The sequence below is a fragment of the Microbulbifer sp. GL-2 genome (genome assembly GCF_007183175.1).
In the GTDB taxonomy this organism is placed as follows: Bacteria; Pseudomonadota; Gammaproteobacteria; order Pseudomonadales; family Cellvibrionaceae; genus Microbulbifer.
Window position 1 is genome coordinate 626,367 of the sequence record NZ_AP019807.1, and the last position, 21,302, is coordinate 647,668.

Below are 21,302 nucleotides of genomic sequence, written 5' to 3' on the forward strand. Positions count from 1 at the left end.
CTACGCATAGCGAATAGCCAACGACAACCCACAGATCAATCTGTGCCACTCGTAGCCGAAGCGAAGCTTATGTTATAACTGTGCGCCAACTCGCACTAAGAACAATCAGTCCATAACTACAGCGAGTTTGGTACGGGGAAAACTATAAGTAATGAATAAGGCCAGGAAGACGCTTCTTGAAAAGCTGTTTGCTGAGCACGGCCAAGCCCTCGTGAGGTTTGTTGCACGCATTGTCAAAAGCCCAGACGACGCCGAGGATATCGCACAACACGCCTACCTACGCCTGCAGAAACTCAGTGATGAGAAGGAACTGGATAACCCCCGCGCTTACCTTTACCAAATTGCCAACAACCTGGCTGTCGATCAGCTGCGCCGGGGCAAACTACACGTAGAGTATATCAACCAGCAAGTTCCCCTCGATGGAGAACCCCACAGTGACGACCACGCTGACCACCAATCCCCAGAGAGAGTCCTCGCTGCTCGCCAACAGCTTCAGTCCATCTACGAAACCATGGATAAACTGCCGCTCAAATGCCGTCAGGCTTTTCTCCTGCACAGAACCCGCGGGCTCTCATACAGCGAAATTGCCCGCGAGATGAATATCTCAGTCAGCAGTGTCGAGAAATATATTCTACAGGCGCTCAAGGCCTGCAGGAAAAAGGTCGGTTAAACTCTTCAAGCAATACCGCAAGATTCAAATTTTGTTGAGGGGGACATCGGCTCGGCCGTCTCAGCATGCAAGGACAATACTTAAGGCTCAAACAACTCTGCCAACCAGGGCACTTTCAGAATATTTTGCTGACAAAGTGACCCTGAGCATTGTGATTATTTTGCAAAGGGAAAGTTTGAGCCGCCTGCATCGCACAAATAAGACAAATTTGAGTAAGATGCACCCAAAATTAGGCACGATTGTCCCGTTAGACAGCCCTTAAGTTCAAGGTAACAGAGCAATTATGAATATCAACGCACAACAAACAACAAGCGAAGAGAGCCTGGACCAGGCCTGCGCTTGGGTTGCGCGTTTACGCTCCGATACCATCAGTGCAGCTGATAAACGTCAATTTGCGAACTGGCTGTCCACATCTGCCGAAAATCGCCATGCTTTTGAGGAAATTACTGAGCTTTGGGGCGACCTCGGTGCACTTGAACACATGCCTATTGACCAGCTCTTCCCAGAGGGTACCCCAACATCTCAAGCCTCCAGTTCTGCCAATGAAAAAAAGCAAAAGGTGAGAGATATTAGAAAGTCACCTCGCGGAAACTGGGGGGCACCCCAGTGGCTCCTAAGTGGAGGGCTGGCCACCTGCGGTGTATTTCTTGCTGCCTGGATCAGCCTGGATTGGTTAAACACTGGGAAATCCAGCCAACAAATCTATACCACCCAGCTCGGGGAAATTCGCACACTGAACCTTGCAGACGGCTCAGAAGTAAAATTGAATTCCAATACTGAGCTGCGTGTAAGCTATAGCCGTAAAGAGCGGCAGACCCATCTTATTCGTGGCGAAGCCTTCTTCGAGGTCGCTCGGCAGACTTCAAGACCCTTCACTGTCTCTGCTGGCAGCGCCAATATTCGCGTACTGGGAACTGAGTTTAATGTTGAGCTCAACCCTGAAAGCACCAAGGTATCTGTCACCGAGGGCACTGTGTCAGTAAGTGAGGCCGAGACCAGTCCCGGACTGTCTCCAGAGTCAGTCCGACTGACTAAAAACCAGAAAGTCAGCATCACTGATCACGGCCTGGGTGATGTACGCCCGGCCTCTCCCCAGGAAGCCACGGATTGGACCAGAGGTCTTCTCGTTTTTGAGAAAACCCCTCTCAAAGAGGCCCTGCAAGAGTTAAATCGTTATCTTTCTGTACCTGCGACTGCCGCCCCTCAAGTAGAAGGGCGCTTGGTGTCCGGGACCTTCGCCATTTCCGACCCGGACAATACTCTGGAAGCTATAGCCACAGCACTTCAATTGCAGCAAGACCGCAGCAACTCAAACCTGACTATCTTGTCTCCCAAGCACAACTAGGTTATAACCGTCATAAATGGCGGTTGTTTATTGTGCAAATTGCCGCCCACTTATAAATAGTAATAAGCACCTTAGTGCCAATTTTGGCGCTGAATGCAACAAAAATGGGCACCCTCTTGAAGGTAAAGTATTGGGCCTTTTTCTCCTTAATACTACTGCTGCCAGCTACTGGTACAGCTGATAGCTCCTGCCCAAAGCCCTCTATCTCACTGCCGGCTGGCTCCCTACCCCAAGCGCTAATATCCTTAGGCCAACAATGTAAGGTTTCTGTACTGGTACAGACTTCATCTGCATCCCGCTATGCATTGCCTGCGCAGGACATACCAAGTGATGACGGCCAATTCGAACTAGCCCTTCAACAACTGCTTCAGGACCTGCCATTTACTTACCAGCGTATTAGCTCGAACTCTTTCGCAGTTACGCCTGACAGCGGACAGCCCCCTGAGCCCCTGGATACAATCAAGCCCCCGACAGAGGAGGTTACTGTTACCGGGCAAAGTCTGACCGGCAGCCACCTACGTCATTACCAACTGGATAGCTACGCCCCAATAGACCGGCTCTCCAGAGAACAGCTTGAGTTAACAGGTGCACAAACTATTGCAGGACTACTCAAATTCCTGCCTGCGATATCTGGAAACTCAACCAGCACTTCCGTCAGCCAGGAAGATAACGGCACAGCAACCGTATCCCTGCGCGGACTCCCCGCAAGCAATACATTAGTCCTTATCAACGGCCGCCGCATCATAGGGGACGGATACAACGGGGAGGCCACAGATCTCAACACCATTCCCCTGTCACTAGTTGAACGCGTTGAAATCCTGAAGGACGGTGCTTCCGCAATCTATGGTTCAGATGCCATTGCCGGGGTAATCAACATCATTCTCCGTAGAGACTTCGAAGGGCTATCAATAGATAGTTACTACGGCCAGGCACAGGAAAATGATCTCCAAACCGAATCCCATCACCTAGCCTGGGGACGGCAAGGAGAGCGTAGTCACCTGATGTTAAGCCTGGCTCACTACAAGCAAGGGGCGGTAATGAGTCGCGACCGCAGCCTGTCGAAATCGGCTGACAGTCGCAACGATGGGGGCACCGATAAGCGCTCTTCGGCAATCCCTGAAGGCTTTATCGCCCTTGATAGCAGACAGGTAGTCACTAGCGCCTCAAGCGGGATCTACCAGGACTGGTCACAGGAGGAGCGGTACGATTATAACGACTACACTTCCGCCATCTCCCCAATACAGAGCAGCTCAGGGTATTTTTCTGCCAGTTACGAACTGGATGAAAATACTCTCCTGTTTACTGAAGTCATGGGACTACACACATCTGCGGAAGCTACCAATGCCCCTACCCCGGTTTTCACCCGCTTTGATAACGGAGAGCTAACCATAGCGGCAGATAATATCTACAACCCATTTGATCAAGATATAACTGATGTCCGGAAAAGAATCATTGAGATGGGCCCCAGAGTTCAAACAAACCAATCGACCACCTGGCGATTGAACAGTGGCATCAAAGGGACTTACAACGAATGGCAATGGGAGCTGGGCACTGCCTTCCACCACACAGACAAAACTGAAAAACTCAGTAATTTAATTGACCCTTTCGCACTCTCCCTAAGCCTAAAGGGACCAGATATATGTAACGCAAACAGTGGCTGTGTTCCAGTAAACCTGTTCGGGCCCAGCGGAAGTATTGACAGCGCTCAATTGGATTTTATTCGCGGCCAAAGCTCCACCCGCAATCATTCACGTATGGAGTCACTCACCTTTGTTTCTGATGGAATATTGGGGCAGATTGAGGCCGGAGAGATACTTGCAGCAGCAGGTTTTGAGGTTCGCCATGAAGCCTTATCCTCCAACTCCAATGACAGCAAGGGCCTCTCATTTATCGGAGGCTATACACCGGGATCAGCCAAAGGATCGCGTACCATTAAAGAGGCCTTCGCTGAGGTTTCAGTCCCTATAAAAGAAAATAAGCTATGGCTGGATGGCGCAGTTCGATTTTCCAACTACAGCGATTTTGGTAGCACACACAATCCGAAACTAGCCATTCGCTGGAATCCTACCGACACTTTACAGTTGAGAGCCGCCTATGCCACGGGGTTCAGGGCCCCAACCCTCACCGATATGTACCAGCAGGGCTATCAAAGCCAGGAGTTTATCCTCGACCCCTGTGCAAGTGACAATGCAGACAATCTAACTGGTTGCCCAGGGCAGGCAGGCAGTGCCCGAATTCAATACCTCACAGAATTCGGTGGAAATCCCGACTTGAACCCTGAAATATCAAAAACCTTGTCTGCGAGCCTTCGCTGGACACCCGCGCAAATAGAGGGGCTAAGTGTCGCCATTGAACTATTCGACATCAAGCAAGATGACGTAATAGGCAGCAGCCCACAATTTCTGGTCGACCAAAATGCATATATGGGGATATTCCCCGAGAAAGTAATCCGGGACGATAAAGGTGAGATCATTAAAATTCTTGCCACTCGCACTAATAAAGGAAGCCGAGATATCAGAGGGTATGATATTGCCTTGCGTTATGATTTAGAGCCAGGAGATCTAGGTCAATTGAGCCTGGCAGTGAATATGAGTCATATGCTGCAGTATTTGAATCAAGGTGCTCAAGGATTACCCGAAGAAGACTTAGCTGGTACTTTTGTGGACACTGCCACGGGGGGTGTAGGATCACTTCCCGACTGGAAAGCCAATGCGGGAGCCTACTGGAGCAATGGAAATTGGAAGCTAGGCTACACAGTCCACTTTGTTGGAGGTATGGAAGAGTCTTACATCCAGAGTGACAGCCTTGTGACTCGTAAGATCGACAGCTGGGTCTCTCAAGATTTGCAACTTGCCCTCAGCAAAACTTCAAATGCCCGATTTACAATTGGAGTAAACAATCTACTCAATAGCCCCCCCCCCTCATGGCAACCGCCACAGACAATAACTACGACTATCGTACGTACGATTTAACCGGACGCTACTGGTTCGGTGGCTTCTTATTTAGCTTTTAACCCTCCCCCCAGACTTACCCCTAGTACCCCCCTAATTTCAATATTAAGTAGAGCCTCTTATAACCTGTCAAAACGTCCAATACGAAGTATTGGAAAAAAATACGAAACTTTTGAGGGCTTTGCCACGCCAATCGTCTTGAATAGTGTTGGGAGGGAAGTGGCCACTTGGGGGTAGCCACTTTCAACGATCGCCACTTATGGCAAAAGACTATAAATCCAACGATCAAGAGAGGATTGACAATGAAAAAGAATCTCCTATCTGCAGCCGTCAAAGGCGCTTTAGGCCTTACTGCGGTAGCGATCATGGTTCCGACTATGCCTGCTTTCGCTCAAGAAGACGCTGACCTGGTGGAAGAGGTTGTAGTAACTGGGTCGCGTATTAAGCGCCTAGAGGTAGAAAGCACCTCTCCAGTTACCGTTCTCGACCGCAGCGATATTGACCTAAGTGGCAATGCCACTGTAGCTGATGTATTACAGAACCTGAGCGCCAATAGCTTTGGCTCCTTTCGTGGCACATCAGGACAAGGGTCTGGAGCTGGCACCACTCGGGAAGTAAACCTGCGCGGTCTAGGTGCAACTCTCGTACTAATTGATGGCCGCCGCATGCCTGGCCTAGGTTATGGTGGAGGTCAGACTCAGGATGTTAGCCAAATCCCGATGGCTTTGGTTGAACGCATTGAAATTCTCAAGGACGGCGCCTCTGCTATTTACGGTTCTGATGCTGTTGCGGGCGTGGTAAACATTATTACCAAGAGGGATGTGAACGGCTTAACAGTTACTGCTAGCACCTCCAGTCCAACATCCGTTGACGGTGCAGATAGCAACAAAATTGAGATTGCTGCCGGTACTTCTACTGATACATCGTCTCTTGTTTTTGTGTATGAACACAGCACAGAAGACTCTATTGCTGATACTGAGTTTGTTGGAAAGCTTTTTGGAACTTCAAGCTACTCACCTGTCCCCAATGTAGAAAATGCTGACGGAGACTGGATTGGATCCGCGCAAGGAGATCTCTGCGGTAATATCGCGAGCACTACACCGGGGACCTTTGATCGCTGTCTATATGCCTACTCTGACGTAACCTGGCTCTTTCCTGAAACCACCAAAGACACCATCATGACAAAGTACCGCCTGGACTTGTCAGATGATTTGACCTTCAACGCTCGCCTTACTGCACATAAAAATGAAGGTCAAACACGCTTTGCGCCAACTCCAGTAAGTACTAATACTGTCTCCATGGAGGCGGACAATCCCCTTAACCCATTTGGCGAAGAAATAGCCATCTCTATGCGCGCCGCCCCATTAGGCAATCGCGATACCTACACTAAGCGTGACAACATTGACTTGGTCTTCGGTATTGAAGGTGGACTGGACATACTGAACGGTATGGATTACTCCATTAATTACCAGCATACTCTTGCCAATGAAAACGTCCGCGGCACGAACTTGATTGTCGATGCGACCATCCAACAGATGATTGACGATGAAGAGTTCGATGTACTCAATGTTGCCGAGCGCAATGCTGATGACTACCTAGCATACGTATCTGAATTTTACGCCCTAGCAGCTCATACAGGAACTTATGAAACTGTGCAGGAGCGTGATATTTTTGATGCCACCATTAGCGGTGAGCTATGGAGCAATGGCGACATCTCTCTGAGCACTGCTCTTGGCGCCGAGCTTGAGCAATTCAGCTTTGACCAAATCAGTGACATTACCTCAGGCCTTGGGGGCGTCTCTGGTGGCTCTGGAGGCGATGACGTCTACTCGACTCAAGATCGGACTTCTGCATACGCAGAATTTATTCTCGCACTTCCGGCAGATGTTGAGCTTAACGCCGCTGTTCGCTACGATGAATATGAACAGGAAGGTGATGTAGGGCTGGCTGTTATTGACACCAGCTATGATAAGGTCACCTCTAAATTAGGTGCCATGTGGCGCCCAATGGAAGGCTTGCTACTACGTGCCAGCTGGTCAGAAGGCTTCCGCGCTCCAACTCTTAACGATATGTTTGCAAGCCAGTCTTTTGGTTTCCCTGGCGCATACGATTATTACTACTGTGACACTCTAGGCAATGCGGCTAGTGATACCAATTATTGTAAAACTGACGCTCAACACAAGACGCTCAATGGAGGCAATCCAAACCTGGACCCTGAAGAGTCTGAGAGCTACTCCCTCGGCTTTGTCTGGGACGTAAACGATGATCTCACTATTGAGTTCAACCATTACAATATCCAGTATGATCAGCGCATCCAGGCCATCGATGCTGAAGATATTCTGTTTTTGGATCAAGATGGCAGCAGCTCTAATGTTACCCGCTTAGCAAATGGCAAGGTAGACTCCATTCAAGCTGGCGTAGTGAACTACAACGGTGTAGAAACAACCGGCTATGACCTGGCGACTACTTATACCTTAGATTCTGCATATGGTGTATTCGCCTTTGGTGCGGATTTAAGCTACATCTCACAGTGGGATGAAGATGACCCCATTCGCAATGAAGTCCGCGAGCTTGTGGGTGATTTTAGCCAGCCCGATTTCCGTGCCAACCTGAGTGTCGACTGGTCCTATAATGACTACTTTGCCTCCTGGCATATTAACCATATTGCCGCGCAAGAAAACCTCTTTGATTTAGCGGGTTATGAAGATGTTGGTGCTTATACAAGCCACAATATGCAAGTTGGCTATAACACGCCTTGGAATGGTAAAATTACCTTAGGTGCACGCAATATATTTGATGAAGAAGCTGATTTCTACTCCCCAACATACTATCGTGGATATTCGACCAGCCTGTATGACCCGTTAGGTCGCAGTCTTTACGTTCGCTTGCAACAATCTTTCTAAATACAACACGCTTGTAAAAAATGAAGCCCTGGCTTAGCTAGGGCTTCATTTTATAGGTTTGCGTAGAAGCTAAATTCACTATACTTTTATGTAGGAAACCCAATAGTCGCGATTCCGCCTCCACAATCTCCAGGCTCGAATCAGCCCCTCAATAAGCCTTAAATAGTCGCCCCTAAAAAACCGCTAGGTCTCATAACTTTAGGGCTGTATTGATAAGTGGCTGAGCCATTTCGACTAGTTTTCGCTATTCTGAGTCAAATTTTCCTCGAAATATTCAAAAGTAATCAAGCTCACGAACACCGACCAGTACCAACAAGCCAGTTTTTTGGTTTCGATCTCCTCGATCACCTTGATACTTCAAATCCACTGTTACTGCCCTTAAAAGCAATTCCATAGACAGACTTTGATCGTACTTTCGGGCACTGTTATTCTGACTAAAAAGGCCGACCAAGCATTCGCATCCTCATCGACCAACTTATTCTCAAGCAACTAGAAAATTTAAGCACCGGAAATGTTGAGCTCCAATGGAAGCGAAATCCATACTATCAAGCCTTCTGCGGCATAAAATCTTTACAGAGTAAAATCCCCTGCCAACACATGGAGTTGGTGAATTATAGAAGCCGTATTCGCAAGCTCAATGTTGAAAAAAATTCAAACTTGCCCACAACAAACTCAGCAACATATTTAATATGGACACTAAGTGCCAGTGCCAAATTATATTGTCTAATCAAAACCGCCAAAGCGAATAGTCTTGAGCCATACTGTTATCTACGCCGGATTTACAATGACCTACCGCGAGCGCAAACGATTAGTGCAATTGAAGCTTTATTGCCCTGGAATTTATAGGAGGGAAGCAAAAGCGCGTTTACCAAATGAATCGGGGGGATAGGGTTAGTTGAGCATTTACATTTGACTTTAGCTCTCACTCGATCGCCCCAGCTCTTCCTCTCCCCTCGGCCAGCCCAAGCCTCAAAAAAAAATTTCAACTAAATTAAAGCCCAAAATTGAAAACTCAAACCAATTTTTATTAGATTTTGAGTGCTTCAGTCCAAAAAAGATCAATAAACAACCAAAATCTTCAAGAAGCTCTACAGAAGAAATCTCTCAAGTGGTCAATAAATCATCAAGATAGTTCCATATTTCCCTTTAATGCATTAAAGTCATGTTCGTTCTACACGAATATTATGATCTAAAAGCATTATAAGTACCTTAAGTATAAGAAGGTTCCACTATGATTAAGACCAAACTGAGCGTTGCCATAGCCGCACTGGGCACGATCGCCAGTACAGGCGTACTAGCCCAGGAATCCATTCCCGGACCCGAAGTTGAAGAAGTAGTAGTTACCGGATCACGCATCGCTCGTGACCCGCTGTCCACTACAGGACCAATTACTTTGGTTGACTCCGAAGCTATCCAGCGTTCTGGTGTAGGCACCATTGATGAGCTGTTGAACCAGCTTCCATCCATGGGTACTACCGGTATCAATGCTAATGACAATAATGGCGGTGCTGGTCTGTCATTTGTGGACCTGCGTAACCTGGGTTCAGCGCGTACTCTGGTACTGGTTAATGGCCGTCGCTTCGTATCCTCAAGCTCTGGCGTAAGTTCTGCAGTGGATATGAATAATATCCCGGTAGATATGATTGACCGTATTGAAGTTCTAACCGACGGCGCCTCTGCCGTATACGGTTCTGATGCCGTTGCTGGTGTCATCAACGTTGTGATGAAAGACTCCTTTGACGGTGTTCGCATCAACGCACGAGCAGGCGCTACAGAAGAGGGCGGCGGTGAGAACGGCGAGCTGTCTATTACTTTCGGTAAAGAATTTGATCGCGGCCAGTTCATCGGTAACATCACCCACAGCAAGCGCGATGAAATTGCCTATACAGACCGTGACTGGGCTGGACTGCAAAGTTCCATGTCCCCTACCGGTAATATTTTTACCTCTTACGGTAACTTTGGCGTTGCTGAAGATGGAACTACTTTAGGTAAGTATGCCGGTTATGATATTGGCCAGTACATGTGGCTATCTGGAGCTATGGAGCGTACCAGCTTTACTGGAAGCGGCACCTTCTCAATTACAGATTCTATCGAGGCTTATGCCGAGGGCTCTTACACTACCAAAACTACCAATCAGCAACTTGCTGCACAGCCAATGTACGCAGGCAATGGCCTGAACATCACTGCAGATCATCTTTCTGCAGAGGTTCAATCCCAACTCTCTGATGCTTGGCAAGATGCTGAAGACGCCTACAAAATTGATTTAGCGGCTTACAATGCTGCTTTAGCAGAGTGGGAGGCCCAGGGCAGTCCTGATGGGTTTAAGCCTGAGGAACCTGAGGCAACTCATGGTGAAAATTGGCAAGATGGCCTCAGTGATGTACGCCTGCGTCCGGTTGCCGGTGGCACCCGCGACTCCGAACAGGAAACTGAAACCTATCGCATCCTTAGCGGCTTACGTGGAGACTTCGCCAATGGCTGGGGCTGGGATGCGTTCGTAAGCTACGGCAAGAATGAAGGTGAGAACACCGTTGGTAACTCCATCAGCAAGACACGAGTTCAGGAGATTCTTGACGGCGTTAGCGGTATTGCAGAGGAAGATATCCAGTTCCTCGGCGGAATGAGCAATGATGTCATCGACTACATCAGCTACACCGACCGTGAAGACAACGAATACGATATGTTCAACGTTGGAGCCAGTCTGACTGGCGACATTGAAGCGGTACAAATGCAAGGCGGTGCACTTGGTTTTGCTGCAGGCGTTGAGTATCGTAAAGAGTCTGGCGAATTTAATCCAAGTGAAGAAACCCAACTTGGTGAGACCTTCAGTAACCAGCAGGATGCCACCTCTGGTGACTTTGCTGTAACCGAGGTTTTTGCAGAATTTAATCTGCCGATTCTGGCTGGCGTTAAGTTTGCGGACGAACTCTCTGTTGACGCAGCTTTACGTTACTCCGACTATGACACCTTTGGTGGTCAGGCAACTTATAAACTTGGGGCTGTATACGCACCAACTGAGAACTTGCGTTTCCGCACTAGCTTGTCTACTGCTTTCCGCGCACCAGGTATCTATGAGCTCTATAGTGGCACCGCCCAGAGTTATGAGTACCTGATCGACCCATGTGACACCAGCAGTAACAATGAAGATGGGCAGGGTGCGAACTGTGGCATGGTAAGCTCTGGGTTCACTCAGGCTGGCAATCAGGTTCCCACTAATATCGGTGGTAACGGAGATCTACAGCCGGAAGAGTCGACGAGCTTCACCGCAGGTATTGTCTGGACTCCCGCTTTTGCTGAAGATCTGTCCATCACCCTCGATTACTTCAAAATCGAAGTTGAGGACGCGATCACTTCAGCTGATACCCAACAGATCCTGGATGACTGCTACCGCGATAGCAATGCTGCTGCCTGTGCACTGGTACGTCGTAGCAACAGCGGCCAGATCGAATACCTTGAAGGCTCTCTGTTGAACATCGGTGAAATCAATACCAGCGGTATTGATATCGATGTTGTACAGAACTTCCACTACGATGCTGGAAAACTGGCTCTGCGTGCTCAAGCAACTCACTTGCTGGAATACGAAGAGTATAACTCCCAGACTGACCAGACCACTGACAGGGTGGACTACATTGGTACTACTGGTGATGTCTTCACCAAATGGCGCGGATTGGCCAGCGCAACCTGGTATGCTGACAACTGGGACTTCGGTGCTGACGTACAGTACATCGGTGACGGCCACAGCCCATACCTTGACGTACCTTCTCACACCTACCTGAACCTGAAGGCAGGCTGGGATGTAAACGAAGCAATGCGCCTGTCTGCCGGTATCGACAACGTAACTGACCGTGAGCCGTCTACCACTTCAGGTAGCGACTGGAACGGCACTTATGACTTCCAGGGCCGTTACGCTTGGGCTGGTGTTACTTACCAGTTCTAAGCTTCGACTCTAAAAGTCAAAAAAGGGGGCCTTATGGCCCCTTTTTTTATTCTCGCAACTTTCTTCAGACATAAGTTAAGTACATCCATACCGTGTGGCCTGAAATTAGCAACAGCCTAGCGCTGCTTCTCCATTATCAAGTTCAACTTGCGCTTATAAGCATTTATCGTTGAAGAGTTGCTTACCAGTGAAAACGCTTCTTTAAAACTCTCCCTTGATGCGGTCATATTCCCGAGCTCATACCTTGTGAGTCCCATGAGAAAGTGAAAACGGTGATCCCCCTCATGCCGCCGAATAGCCCTACGCAAGTCATTTTCTGCTCGATTAAAATCACCAAGCTCATACGCATCTCGCGCCCGGTGAAAAAGATAATAAGGGTTTCGGTTCCTATGATAGTGAGCGCGTTTAGCATATTCATCCGCGAGGTCATCTTGACCAATATAACGATACAGGCCCTCTAAATTACTGATCGCAACGAGGTTATTATTCTGAAAGGCCAGGGCATGCCGATAACTTTTCTCTGCTTCGTCTAAGAAACCCAAATGGCTATACAACGCCCCTAAGTTAGCCCACAAGTCACTTCTCTTCGGGCGCAGTTCAACAGCCTTACGCAGATATAAAAAAGCCTGTTCCCGCTCCCCTTCCCGCATCAGTTCAATGCCTCGATTACTGTAAAAGAGTGAGAAGGCCGTAGTATCATCCAGCTTACGCTGCTTATATGCTGGATCATAGGCAGACAGGTTGAAGTCGACTACACGGCGACCGCGGAGACTTTCAGAGACCATATTGACATGCCGATAAAGCACAAAGGTCTCAGCCTCGTCGTGGCTCCAGACTGGAGGGACCTCCACCTGATTAAAATAAGCTTCAACCCCCAACTCCCGCGACATAGCCACCATCATCAATGTGAACGCCAAGCAGTTCCCTCTCTGTTGGCGATAAGTATCCATTGCTGACAGAGTACTGCTTTCATCGTACTCCACTAAAAACTCGCGCTCCTCAAAGGCCCGTATCAGGGCGGCGAGACGACTGCGGGAGTCTGAATTGGGAGCCAGCGTCGCAAGGTAGGCTCGCACTTCAGAGTCGAGCCAAAGGAGATTCTCCGAGGGTAGCTCTTCCAGGGTAACGGCACGTCCAAGGATCGCCTCACCACTGAGGATCGGGGCCAGGTCTACCGCGGCTTCATCAGCTGGAGGCAAACTTGTACAGGCTGCCAGAAACAAGATCAGGCTAAGCACCATTGGGGCTTTCATTGTTATTTTCCCCTTGATATAGGTTGTTACACAGGATTTACCACTAATTTACTATTAAAGAAAGTACCTCATCGCCATTTCCCCAAATATCCTGTCAACGATTCGCCTGGAAATTGGACAACTGTTAAACTCTGGAATTGCTTTGGAGGCTAGCTCGCCAGTTTCAATCACCGGGCTCAACGAGAAAGACTTTCTCATGGCAAGGAAATGAACTGGTTAGCTAACGTATCCCGAATCAATATCTTGAGGGGATATAGTTTCTCCTGACGAGAGGACCACTTGGTCACAGTGAGCAATTGCTCAGGATCAATAGAGATGTACCCGGTATGCCGCCGCATACCCTACTAGAGCTATAACAACTGGAAATTCAGCTTATGTCGTCGAGTGCACATCAGAATGGGGGGGGCTTTTTTGGCCACCCAAAGGGGCTTTCCACGCTTTTCTTCACTGAAATGTGGGAGAGAATGAGTTACTACGGTATGCGCGCCCTGCTTGTACTGTTTATGACCGCCAGCTTACAAGAAGAAGGGTTAGCCTTCACTGTCGCTGCTGCTACGGCTATTTATGGCCTCTACACTGGTGCGGTCTACTTCCTCGGCTTACCGGGCGGTTGGATTGCGGATCGCCTGCTTGGCGGACAGCGGACCATCTGGTATGGCGGCATTATTATTATGTGTGGCCATATCGTTCTGGCGATCCCTACTGATAGCAGTTTCTTTATTGGCCTGATTCTGGTTGCTTGCGGTACCGGTTTACTCAAACCTAACATCAGTGCCCTGGTCGGCCACCTCTATCAACCCGATGATGTTCGTCGTGATAGTGGCTATGCACTCTACTATATGGGCATCAACATCGGCTCCATACTCGGTTATGCGATTTGTGGATACTTTGGTGAAAATGTCGGCTGGCACTGGGGCTTTGGTGCCGCAGCAGTCGGGATGGCAATCGGCCTGATCCAGTACCGCAGGACCATCGGCAATCTGGGTGATGCCAGTCTGGCACCAGAAAACCCCTTAGCCCCAGAGAAAGCCAAATTAGCGTGGCGAATCATTGGCGCAATCGCCGTCGTCGTAGCCATGATCACCGGTCTGGCTATGAATGGTACTATCACTATCAACCCAACCGTCATGGCCCAGTATGTAGCTGTAGCCTTCACCCTGACCTTCCTGGCCTATTTCGGTTTCATCTACTACGGCGGTAGGCTGAGCGTTTCCGAGAAAAAGAAAATGTGGGCCCTGTTCCTGGTTTGTGTGGCCTCCACCTTCTTCTGGTCGGGCTTCGAGCAGGCTGGCTCCTCTCTCAACCTGTTCGGCCGCGATTACACCGACCGTCTTATCGGGTCCTTTGAGATGCCAGCATCCTGGCTACAAAGCTTCAACTCACTATTTATCATTACTTTATCGCCTTTCTTCGCCGCTCTTTGGATTAACCTCGGCAAACGGATGATTACCCCATCCTACGGGCTCAAGTGTGCAATTGGCCTTATTATTATGGCCACCGGCTTCCTGGTCATGTTCTTCGCAGCCCAGTATGCGGCTGAAGGCCTGAAGGTGGCGCCCTACTGGTTGATCACCACCTACTTCTTACACACCGTTGGTGAACTTTGCCTGAGCCCGGTTGCCCTGAGTGCGGTCAGCAAGCTGTCACCACGTCGCTTCGCCGGCCAAATGATGGGTGTCTTTGTACTGACCTACTCCATTGGCAATATTTTCTCAGGCCTGCTGGCTGGACACTTTGATCCTAACAATGTCGCTGAAATGCCAAGCCTTTACCTACAAATCAGCCTGTTTACCATCAGTATTGGCATCATTCTGGCCCTGATCAGCTTGAAGTCAAAGTATTGGGAAAACGACAGTGGCGGGGTCCAGCAGGCAACCTCTTCTGGAGCAAGTACTAAAACTGCATAGAAACCACTAGCAGTTGAGTCCAACAAAATAAAAAGCCGCTGTTCACAGCGGCTTTTTTACAATCAAACACCAACTAAGCCTTCCATCCCAGAATTACATCTAGCGCTAGCCAGTGATTAAATTGTAGTTTTCCCAGATAAAGTGAACCCCAATCACACAAAGCAATATAGCAAAGCAAAACTTCAACCGTTCAGCTGAAAATCGGTGGGCCAAGCTCGCGCCTAATTTGGCAAAAAATATACTGGTCACAACAATCCCCAAAAAAGCTGGCCAATAAATATAACCACTACTCCAGCTCGGGAGTAACTTGTTACCCCACCCCTGCACAACAAAACTAAGTGACCCGGAAATTGCAATCGGCAAACCAAAAGCAGCAGAGGTACCAACCGCTTTCTGCATACCTACACGAAAGTGTGACAGGTAAGGCACAATAAGAGCCCCCCCACCAATACCAAAGATAGCGGCGAGCCAACCAATGACTCCCCCCGAATACAATAGCGGGAATGAACCCGGTAGATTGGCTCCGCCCTCTACTGAATCACCTGAATGCAAACTGCCCAAACCCATACGGAAGGCCATTACTATGGCGAAAATACCAATAAACAGCTGCAGCCAGGCGCCGGGCAATAAATCGGCCGTAACTCCCCCCAGCCAGGAGCCCAAAAGTATCCCAGGAGTCATAACCCAAAATAAGTGCCAGTCCACGGCACCTTTTGCATTGTGAGCCCATACGGAGCTAATTGAAGTTACGATAATTGTTGCAAGAGAGGTACCCACCGCCATATGGGTCAACACTTCAGGGGAGATACCTGTAGCGGAAAAAATCAGTACCAGTGCCGGAACAATAATCAGGCCCCCGCCAATCCCCAGAAGACCTGCTGCAGTACCGGCAACTGCACCGAGCAATAGGTAAATAACTAAAATATCCATATCGTTTCAGTTTAGTCACAAAAAACGATAGAACTAATCATCAAGTCATTTGGAGGGGGTTGCTCCATATTGAAGGAGCCTATCAGCATTTAAAATAATGATTAAAACAAGCGAGCTAACTGCGGTCAGCTAAAGAGCTCCCATCAAATATTTATTGTTAATAGAGGCAGCGGGTAGCTTTATGTAATTAATAGACTGCTATTAAGCCAGATAAATCGAACTCCAATCACACAAAGCAATACAGCAAAGCCATGCTTTAACCACTTTGCCGGAAGTCGGTGAGCCAGGTTGGCCCCAAAGCGGGCAAACAGGGTGCTGGTTAAAACAATCCCAAGGAAAGCTGGCCAGTAAATATAGCCGCTGCTCCAGTTTGGTAGCAGGGCATTGTTCCAACCCTGTACAGTAAAGCTCAGTGCTCCGGCTAAAGCGATGGGCAATCCACAAGCTGCAGAAGTAGCAACTGCGCGCTGTATTTGCACACGACAGCGGGATAGGAATGGTACGGTGAGTGAGCCTCCACCAATGCCAAAAATCGCAGAAGCCCAACCAATCACAGCACCGGCAGCGGCTAATAGTGGCGCCGCTGGCGGGTTTCCAGCCCCTTCTTCAACCTGGCCATGGCGCAGCCCACTCAGCCACATGCGGATAGCAATAAATATGGCAAAGATGCCAATCAGTAATTGCAACCAGGCCCCAGGTAATAACTCCGCAGTCATCCCCCCCACCCAGGAGCCCAGCAGTATTCCAGGAGTCATCTTCAAGAACAATTGCCAGTCTACAGCTTCTTTTTTGTGATGCGCACGCACAGAGCTGATAGAAGTAATAACAATCGTGGCGAGTGATGTTCCCACAGCCATATGGGTAAGGATTTCCGGGGAGGTACCCATAGCGGTAAAAACTAACACCAATGCCGGGACAATAATCAGGCCTCCACCAACGCCAAAAAGGCCGGCGATAGTACCCGCAGCAGCGCCCACCAATAAATAAACCAGTAGTGTTTCCAACGTGCACTCCATCCCTTGAGCAATCAGAGGCAGGCCCTACTCAGGCAAGCGTTTTTATATTGAGTCGTCCCAAGCCGGTCGGCTGGGACCCAAGTGGGAATTATCCCCGGGCTTCGACAGCTAGCCAGTCAAAACCCTCTTGCTGGCAAGCGAAAATGCAGTTCTCAACACTTTCCAGCATGTCCGCCATCGCCGAACGGGCCAGCTCCAGTGTATTGTTTTTCTCGCTGATATGGGCCACAACCAGGTGCTGCAACTGCTCATAGCCCACACGCTGGAGGAATCCGGCTGCCTGCTGATTGCTTAAATGACCATATGCTCCACCTACTCTCCTTTTCAGGGAGGGGGGGTAAGGTCCCTGGGCCAACATCTGGGGGTCGTGATTGGCCTCTAACACCAGGGCATCACATCCCCCGAAATGGGCCTCAACATGAGGGGTTACCGTGCCCAAATCAGTCAGGAGACCAAGGCTGCTGCCGCTACTGCGAAATACAAACTGTGCGGCCTCCCGCGCATCATGGGGCACTGCCACCGGTGTAATCCGAATATCTGCAACATTAAAAGGCTGATGGCCTTCAATCAGGTGCACCTCGGGCAACTTTCCAATATCTCGGGCTCGGAGGGTTCCGGGGGTCAGGTAAACAGGCAGTCCATACCTGCGAGCGAGCGGTGCAACCCCAGACAGGTGATCGCTGTGCTCGTGGGTCACTAAAATCGCGGAGAGATCGGCAGGGGTGAGACCGAGCCGCGCCATACGCCGCTCGGTTTCCTTGATGGTAAAGCCGCAATCAACAAGCAGGCATTGGTCGCCACTGGCGACCAGAGTACCGTTGCCTTTGCTGCCGCTTCCCAGTGAGGCGAAGCGCAAGCCCATCAAATCAGATTCTGCTGGATAGAAAGCAAGAGCTCGGAAGCTTTGGTTCTGGACAGAGGCTGACCACGGGTATCACGTATGCGCACTTCGATCTCATCGTCATTGCCACGAATAACGATCAGGTAGCCAGGGTATTCTTCTTCAGGATCAGCGCCCACACCAAGTCCCTTTATCTCCTTGAATAAAGGCGGCTCATTACCTTCAGTCGTATCAATACCGGCGAGAATTTGCTGCAGAGTAATCTGGTCAGCGCTATCGGCCAATTCGTCTTCTTTTTTATCCCTGCTGGCCCAGGAAAACCAACCACCATCTTCTTCCTCATTTTCAGCCAGCTCACGCTCCTCATCGTAGGTAACGTAGAAAAGACCGATATCGGAGTCTTCACGATGCAGGCGGTAGCCTCCAGCGTTAACTGCGTGAGCAACGGTCGCCCAGGCGCGCTCCATTTCCAATCCCATAGAGATATAGGGCTCGTGGCCAACTGGCTCACGTAATTGAACCTTGACTGTACTGCCACCAATAGCCTGGGCCACCAGTGAAGCGGAGGCACCTGTGGATTCGCTAGCCAGGGCAGTGGACATTTCATCGATCATCCAGCCTTCGCGTTCTGGGCTACTGGAGCGCTGAGGCCAATTAACCGTGCCTCCAACAGGGGAGTCCTCTGCGACCGACAGGTGGCGCACATGAATCTCAGTAGTATCAGGCTGGACTCCGGTCTCGATTTGCAAGCGGTACTTGTCTTTGGTACCGGGGCTTTCGTTAAACGTCATCCACGCCGTTTCCATAATACCGGCACTGGCGTCAGACATTTCTACACGCAGACCTGAAGTGCGCAGGAAATAATGCAGCTGCGGCCAGACCTCCTCCGGGGGCTGGGATACCAACACCCAGCGGCTGTTACCCAGCTTCTGTATCTTCACCCGCTCCATTCCAGCATTGACTGATAATGCCTGCGGCCGCGGAACCTCAAAGTCACTCTGTTCAAGCCCATTTCCAGCGATTTGGGGAATCTCGTAGAGCTCTTCCTGATGCTTGGCATTGATACCTTCAGGTATCTGCAGCGGCGCCAGGCTATCGGCCTGCTGGTAATCGTTACTGCGGTCGCGGAAATAGCCATCGTTGCCGAGCACGCCACAACCTGCCAGGGTAAGACTGGAAATACAGAGCGCGGCTCCAACGGTCAATTTGTTCATTAAAGCTTTCCTGGTTAATTCTCGGTTCGCGGGTTCACAGCACGCCGGCACTACGCAAGGCTTCGCGCACTGTAGCATGATGCTCAGGAGATAGGCTGGTAAGCGGCAGGCGGATACCCCCGTCTATACGCCCCATTTCCCGAAGAGCCCACTTCACAGGTATCGGGTTGGACTCCAAAAACAGCGCTTTGTGCAATATTTGGATACGCTGATCAATCGCCCGTGCAGTCACAGCATCCCCAGTCAAAGCAGCTTCGCACATTTGGGCGACTGCTGCCGGGGCTACATTGGCAGTGACGCTGATATCACCTTGACCGCCCAGCAGGATCAGTTCCATCGCGGTGCAATCATCTCCAGAGTAGACAGCAAAGCCCTCTGGCAAAGTATCCAATAGAACTTTAGCCCGCTCCAGGTCTCCAGTTGCTTCTTTGATTCCCACAATATTTCCGATAGCGGCCAAACGTTGCACTGTCTCTGGCAGCATATCCACTGCAGTGCGCCCCGGCACATTGTAGAGAATCTGCGGAATAGCTACCGCCTTTGCGATAGCTCTATAGTGTTGGAACAGCCCTTCCTGGGTCGGCTTGTTGTAATAAGGCGTCACCAGCAGACAGGCATCGGCGCCACAGCGAGCAGCATTTTCTGTCAGCTCGATCGCCTCTGAGGTGGAGTTGGCCCCGGTTCCCGCAATAACTGGGATACGACCTGCCACTTGGTCCACCACACGTCGAATTACCTCGATATGTTCATTGACATCGAGTGTGGCAGATTCACCGGTTGTACCGACTGCGACCAATGCGCGGGTGCCCTGCTCTATATGCCACTCAACCAAATTGCGCAAACTATCCCAGTCCAGGCTTCCGTCTGCGTACATTGGGGTAGCCAAGGCCACCATACTGCCGGTAAACATTCTCACTCCTTAATTATCGCGCTCGGCCTGGAATAGCACCGCCAGAATCGAACCAGTATGTTACTTAGGGCGCAGAATCTATGCCAGCCTGACTAGCTCGCCACTTTCCTGCGCTTCTTTTTCTTTTTGCGCACTCCTGCGTACACATTGTCGGCACCTTCCGGCCGCGTCTTGAAACGGCGGTGTACCCACATATATTGTGCAGGGGCCTCGCGAATACGTGCCTCAATGAACTGATTGACCAAAATCGCATCCTGCAGTTCATCTCCAGAGGGAATATCCTCAATAGGTGGGAACACTTTGAGTTGATATCCAGAACCATCCTCCCGACGAATCACCGCATAAGGCACCACCTTGGCCCGGCCGACTCGCGCAAACCGTGATGTCCCCGTTACCGTGGCTGCCGGCACGTCAAAGAATGGAGCAAAGACCCCCTGTTTGATCCCGTAATCCTGGTCAGGAGCATACCAGACCGCACGACCACGCTGCAGCGCACGTAAAACCCCACGCACATCCTTTCGTTGATAGACACTTCCATCGCCTGTGTGGCGCTCTCGACCTTTTCGCTGGATATAGTCATAGACAGGGTTTTTATGGGGGCGATACATGCCATCAAGCGTCAAACTCATACCCATCACTGCAGCACCAATCTCCAGTGTGGTGAAATGCATTGCCAGCAGCAGAACACCATGCCCTTGGGATTGAATCTCTTCCAGCTGCTCCAAACCATCGATATCAAATCGTTTACGCAGCCAGCTTAATGAGCGAAACCATGCCATACCGGTTTCCATTATGGCGATACCGCTGGATTCAAAGTTACGCTTGAGAAGGTCGGCTCGATCGGCCTCTTTCAGCTCAGGAAAACACAGGGCCAGATTGCGCTCGGCGATAACCCGACGATTATGAGCGAACTTTAACATCAGCCGGCCAAGGCCAGTGCCCATAGCTAGCTGCCACCGGTAAGGTAATTGGGCAATCAGGAACCAAAGAGCAAATAGCAGCCACGTCAACCAGTAACGGGGATGCAGCAGGACTACTCGAAAACGGGGTTTTTCCATCGGATATAGCTATAGCGCCGGCAACAGGATACCGGCTTAATCGGTTGAATTCGGCGTAGTATAACCCATGGAAGGCAGGCTGGAACGGACTGTAGCTGCAGTAATAGTTGGACTCAATGGCGCAGGAGGGTATCCAGTTCATCTACAGCGACGCACCAGTCAGAGTCTTCCTCAATGGCGCTTCTCAGAAAATCCCTCTGCCCTTCACTCCAAAATGACGCAGAGGACAATTTCTCGTGCCGGTGCAAATAGTGGGTAATCAGAAACTCATGTATCGCCGCATCCTCTGAGGATAAGCCCAACTGGGCAAAGAGATCGTTGAGGGTATGGTACCCGGTCGTTTCCATTGAAAGCTCCGCCTTATGTG

14 protein-coding genes and 2 pseudogenes are annotated in these 21,302 nt (G+C 50.0%); 8 read left to right on the forward strand and 8 right to left on the reverse strand.

The annotated features are described in order from the left end of the window. Window positions 1–151: 151 nt before the first annotated feature. The 7 genes and pseudogenes from GL2_RS02840 to GL2_RS02865 all read left to right on the forward strand — a co-directional run bounded on the left by GL2_RS02840 (window position 152) and on the right by GL2_RS02865 (window position 11,806). Entirely contained in the window at window positions 152–670 is a 519-nt protein-coding gene (locus GL2_RS02840; RefSeq protein WP_143729208.1) for an RNA polymerase sigma factor, read from the forward strand. 283 nt (window positions 671–953) lie between these two features. Continuing rightward, window positions 954–2,015 (forward strand): FecR domain-containing protein, encoded by a 1,062-nt coding sequence (locus GL2_RS02845; RefSeq protein WP_143729209.1) that lies wholly within the window; start codon window positions 954–956, stop codon window positions 2,013–2,015. Between the two features lie 104 nt (window positions 2,016–2,119). Continuing rightward, window positions 2,120–4,987 carry a TonB-dependent siderophore receptor gene (locus tag GL2_RS02850; protein WP_232053747.1) on the forward strand — a complete coding sequence of 956 codons (2,868 nt, stop codon included), beginning with the start codon at window positions 2,120–2,122 and terminating at the stop codon, window positions 4,985–4,987. A gap of 281 nt (window positions 4,988–5,268) precedes the next feature. Beyond that, complete coding sequence (locus tag GL2_RS02855) at window positions 5,269–7,869, forward strand: TonB-dependent receptor (protein ID WP_143729210.1); 2,601 nt, start codon at window positions 5,269–5,271, stop codon at window positions 7,867–7,869. Window positions 7,870–8,346: 477 nt separating this feature from the next. Further along, window positions 8,347–8,451: pseudogene (locus tag GL2_RS22270) on the forward strand (transposase); the annotation flags it as partial. 117 nt (window positions 8,452–8,568) lie between these two features. Next, a pseudogene (locus GL2_RS21810) lies at window positions 8,569–8,715 on the forward strand (transposase domain-containing protein); the annotation flags it as partial. 385 nt (window positions 8,716–9,100) lie between these two features. Further along, entirely contained in the window at window positions 9,101–11,806 is a 2,706-nt protein-coding gene (locus GL2_RS02865) for a TonB-dependent receptor (RefSeq protein WP_143729211.1), read from the forward strand. Between the two features lie 116 nt (window positions 11,807–11,922). On the opposite strand, the gene GL2_RS02870 is transcribed toward GL2_RS02865, so the two are convergent. Then, a complete protein-coding gene (locus GL2_RS02870; protein WP_143729212.1) occupies window positions 11,923–13,059 on the reverse strand; it encodes a tetratricopeptide repeat protein in 1,137 nt (378 codons plus the stop codon). Between the two features lie 374 nt (window positions 13,060–13,433). Here GL2_RS02870 and GL2_RS02875 point away from each other — a divergent pair, with 374 nt between their 5' ends. Continuing rightward, the gene (locus GL2_RS02875; RefSeq protein WP_143729213.1) at window positions 13,434–14,966 is read left to right on the forward strand and encodes a peptide MFS transporter; all 1,533 of its coding nucleotides are present in this window, start codon (window positions 13,434–13,436) and stop codon (window positions 14,964–14,966) included. Window positions 14,967–15,071: 105 nt separating this feature from the next. Here the strand turns inward: GL2_RS02875 and GL2_RS02880 are convergent, their stop codons facing one another. The 7 genes from GL2_RS02880 to GL2_RS02910 form a co-directional block, all read right to left on the reverse strand. Beyond that, the gene (locus GL2_RS02880) at window positions 15,072–15,896 is read right to left on the reverse strand and encodes a sulfite exporter TauE/SafE family protein (protein WP_143729214.1); all 825 of its coding nucleotides are present in this window, start codon (window positions 15,894–15,896) and stop codon (window positions 15,072–15,074) included. Between the two features lie 179 nt (window positions 15,897–16,075). Further along, the gene (locus tag GL2_RS02885) at window positions 16,076–16,900 is read right to left on the reverse strand and encodes a sulfite exporter TauE/SafE family protein (RefSeq protein ID WP_197736516.1); all 825 of its coding nucleotides are present in this window, start codon (window positions 16,898–16,900) and stop codon (window positions 16,076–16,078) included. 100 nt (window positions 16,901–17,000) lie between these two features. Continuing rightward, window positions 17,001–17,774: an MBL fold metallo-hydrolase gene (locus GL2_RS02890; RefSeq protein ID WP_143729216.1), complete on the reverse strand. Its 774-nt coding sequence runs from the start codon at window positions 17,772–17,774 to the stop codon at window positions 17,001–17,003. Then, entirely contained in the window at window positions 17,774–18,967 is a 1,194-nt protein-coding gene (bamC, locus tag GL2_RS02895) for an outer membrane protein assembly factor BamC (RefSeq protein WP_143729217.1), read from the reverse strand. Before bamC ends, GL2_RS02890 begins: the two co-directional genes overlap by 1 nt. 34 nt (window positions 18,968–19,001) lie before the next feature. Next, window positions 19,002–19,877, reverse strand: a complete 876-nt coding sequence (gene dapA / locus GL2_RS02900; RefSeq protein WP_143729218.1) for a 4-hydroxy-tetrahydrodipicolinate synthase — start codon at window positions 19,875–19,877, stop codon at window positions 19,002–19,004. A 92-nt stretch (window positions 19,878–19,969) separates the two neighbouring features. Continuing rightward, window positions 19,970–20,935, reverse strand: a complete 966-nt coding sequence (gene lpxL, locus GL2_RS02905; protein ID WP_143729219.1) for an LpxL/LpxP family Kdo(2)-lipid IV(A) lauroyl/palmitoleoyl acyltransferase — start codon at window positions 20,933–20,935, stop codon at window positions 19,970–19,972. A 113-nt stretch (window positions 20,936–21,048) separates the two neighbouring features. After that, window positions 21,049–21,282 (reverse strand): DUF2789 domain-containing protein, encoded by a 234-nt coding sequence (locus tag GL2_RS02910; RefSeq protein WP_143729220.1) that lies wholly within the window; start codon window positions 21,280–21,282, stop codon window positions 21,049–21,051. Window positions 21,283–21,302: the final 20 nt, after the last annotated feature.

What these genes read in the sequence shown, in the direction of transcription:
- GL2_RS02840 (WP_143729208.1), top strand. Translation starts at nt 152, where the DNA reads ATGAATAAGGCCAGGAAGACGCTTCTTGAAAAGCTGTTTGCTGAGCAC.
- GL2_RS02845 (WP_143729209.1), top strand. Translation starts at nt 954, where the DNA reads ATGAATATCAACGCACAACAAACAACAAGCGAAGAGAGCCTGGACCAG.
- GL2_RS02850 (WP_232053747.1), top strand. Translation starts at nt 2,120, where the DNA reads ATGGGCACCCTCTTGAAGGTAAAGTATTGGGCCTTTTTCTCCTTAATA.
- GL2_RS02855 (WP_143729210.1), top strand. Translation starts at nt 5,269, where the DNA reads ATGAAAAAGAATCTCCTATCTGCAGCCGTCAAAGGCGCTTTAGGCCTT.
- GL2_RS02865 (WP_143729211.1), top strand. Translation starts at nt 9,101, where the DNA reads ATGATTAAGACCAAACTGAGCGTTGCCATAGCCGCACTGGGCACGATC.
- GL2_RS02870 (WP_143729212.1), bottom strand. Translation starts at nt 13,059, where the DNA reads ATGAAAGCCCCAATGGTGCTTAGCCTGATCTTGTTTCTGGCAGCCTGT.
- GL2_RS02875 (WP_143729213.1), top strand. Translation starts at nt 13,434, where the DNA reads ATGTCGTCGAGTGCACATCAGAATGGGGGGGGCTTTTTTGGCCACCCA.
- GL2_RS02880 (WP_143729214.1), bottom strand. Translation starts at nt 15,896, where the DNA reads ATGGATATTTTAGTTATTTACCTATTGCTCGGTGCAGTTGCCGGTACT.
- GL2_RS02890 (WP_143729216.1), bottom strand. Translation starts at nt 17,774, where the DNA reads ATGGGCTTGCGCTTCGCCTCACTGGGAAGCGGCAGCAAAGGCAACGGT.
- bamC (WP_143729217.1), bottom strand. Translation starts at nt 18,967, where the DNA reads ATGAACAAATTGACCGTTGGAGCCGCGCTCTGTATTTCCAGTCTTACC.
- dapA (WP_143729218.1), bottom strand. Translation starts at nt 19,877, where the DNA reads ATGTTTACCGGCAGTATGGTGGCCTTGGCTACCCCAATGTACGCAGAC.
- lpxL (WP_143729219.1), bottom strand. Translation starts at nt 20,935, where the DNA reads ATGGAAAAACCCCGTTTTCGAGTAGTCCTGCTGCATCCCCGTTACTGG.
- GL2_RS02910 (WP_143729220.1), bottom strand. Translation starts at nt 21,282, where the DNA reads ATGGAAACGACCGGGTACCATACCCTCAACGATCTCTTTGCCCAGTTG.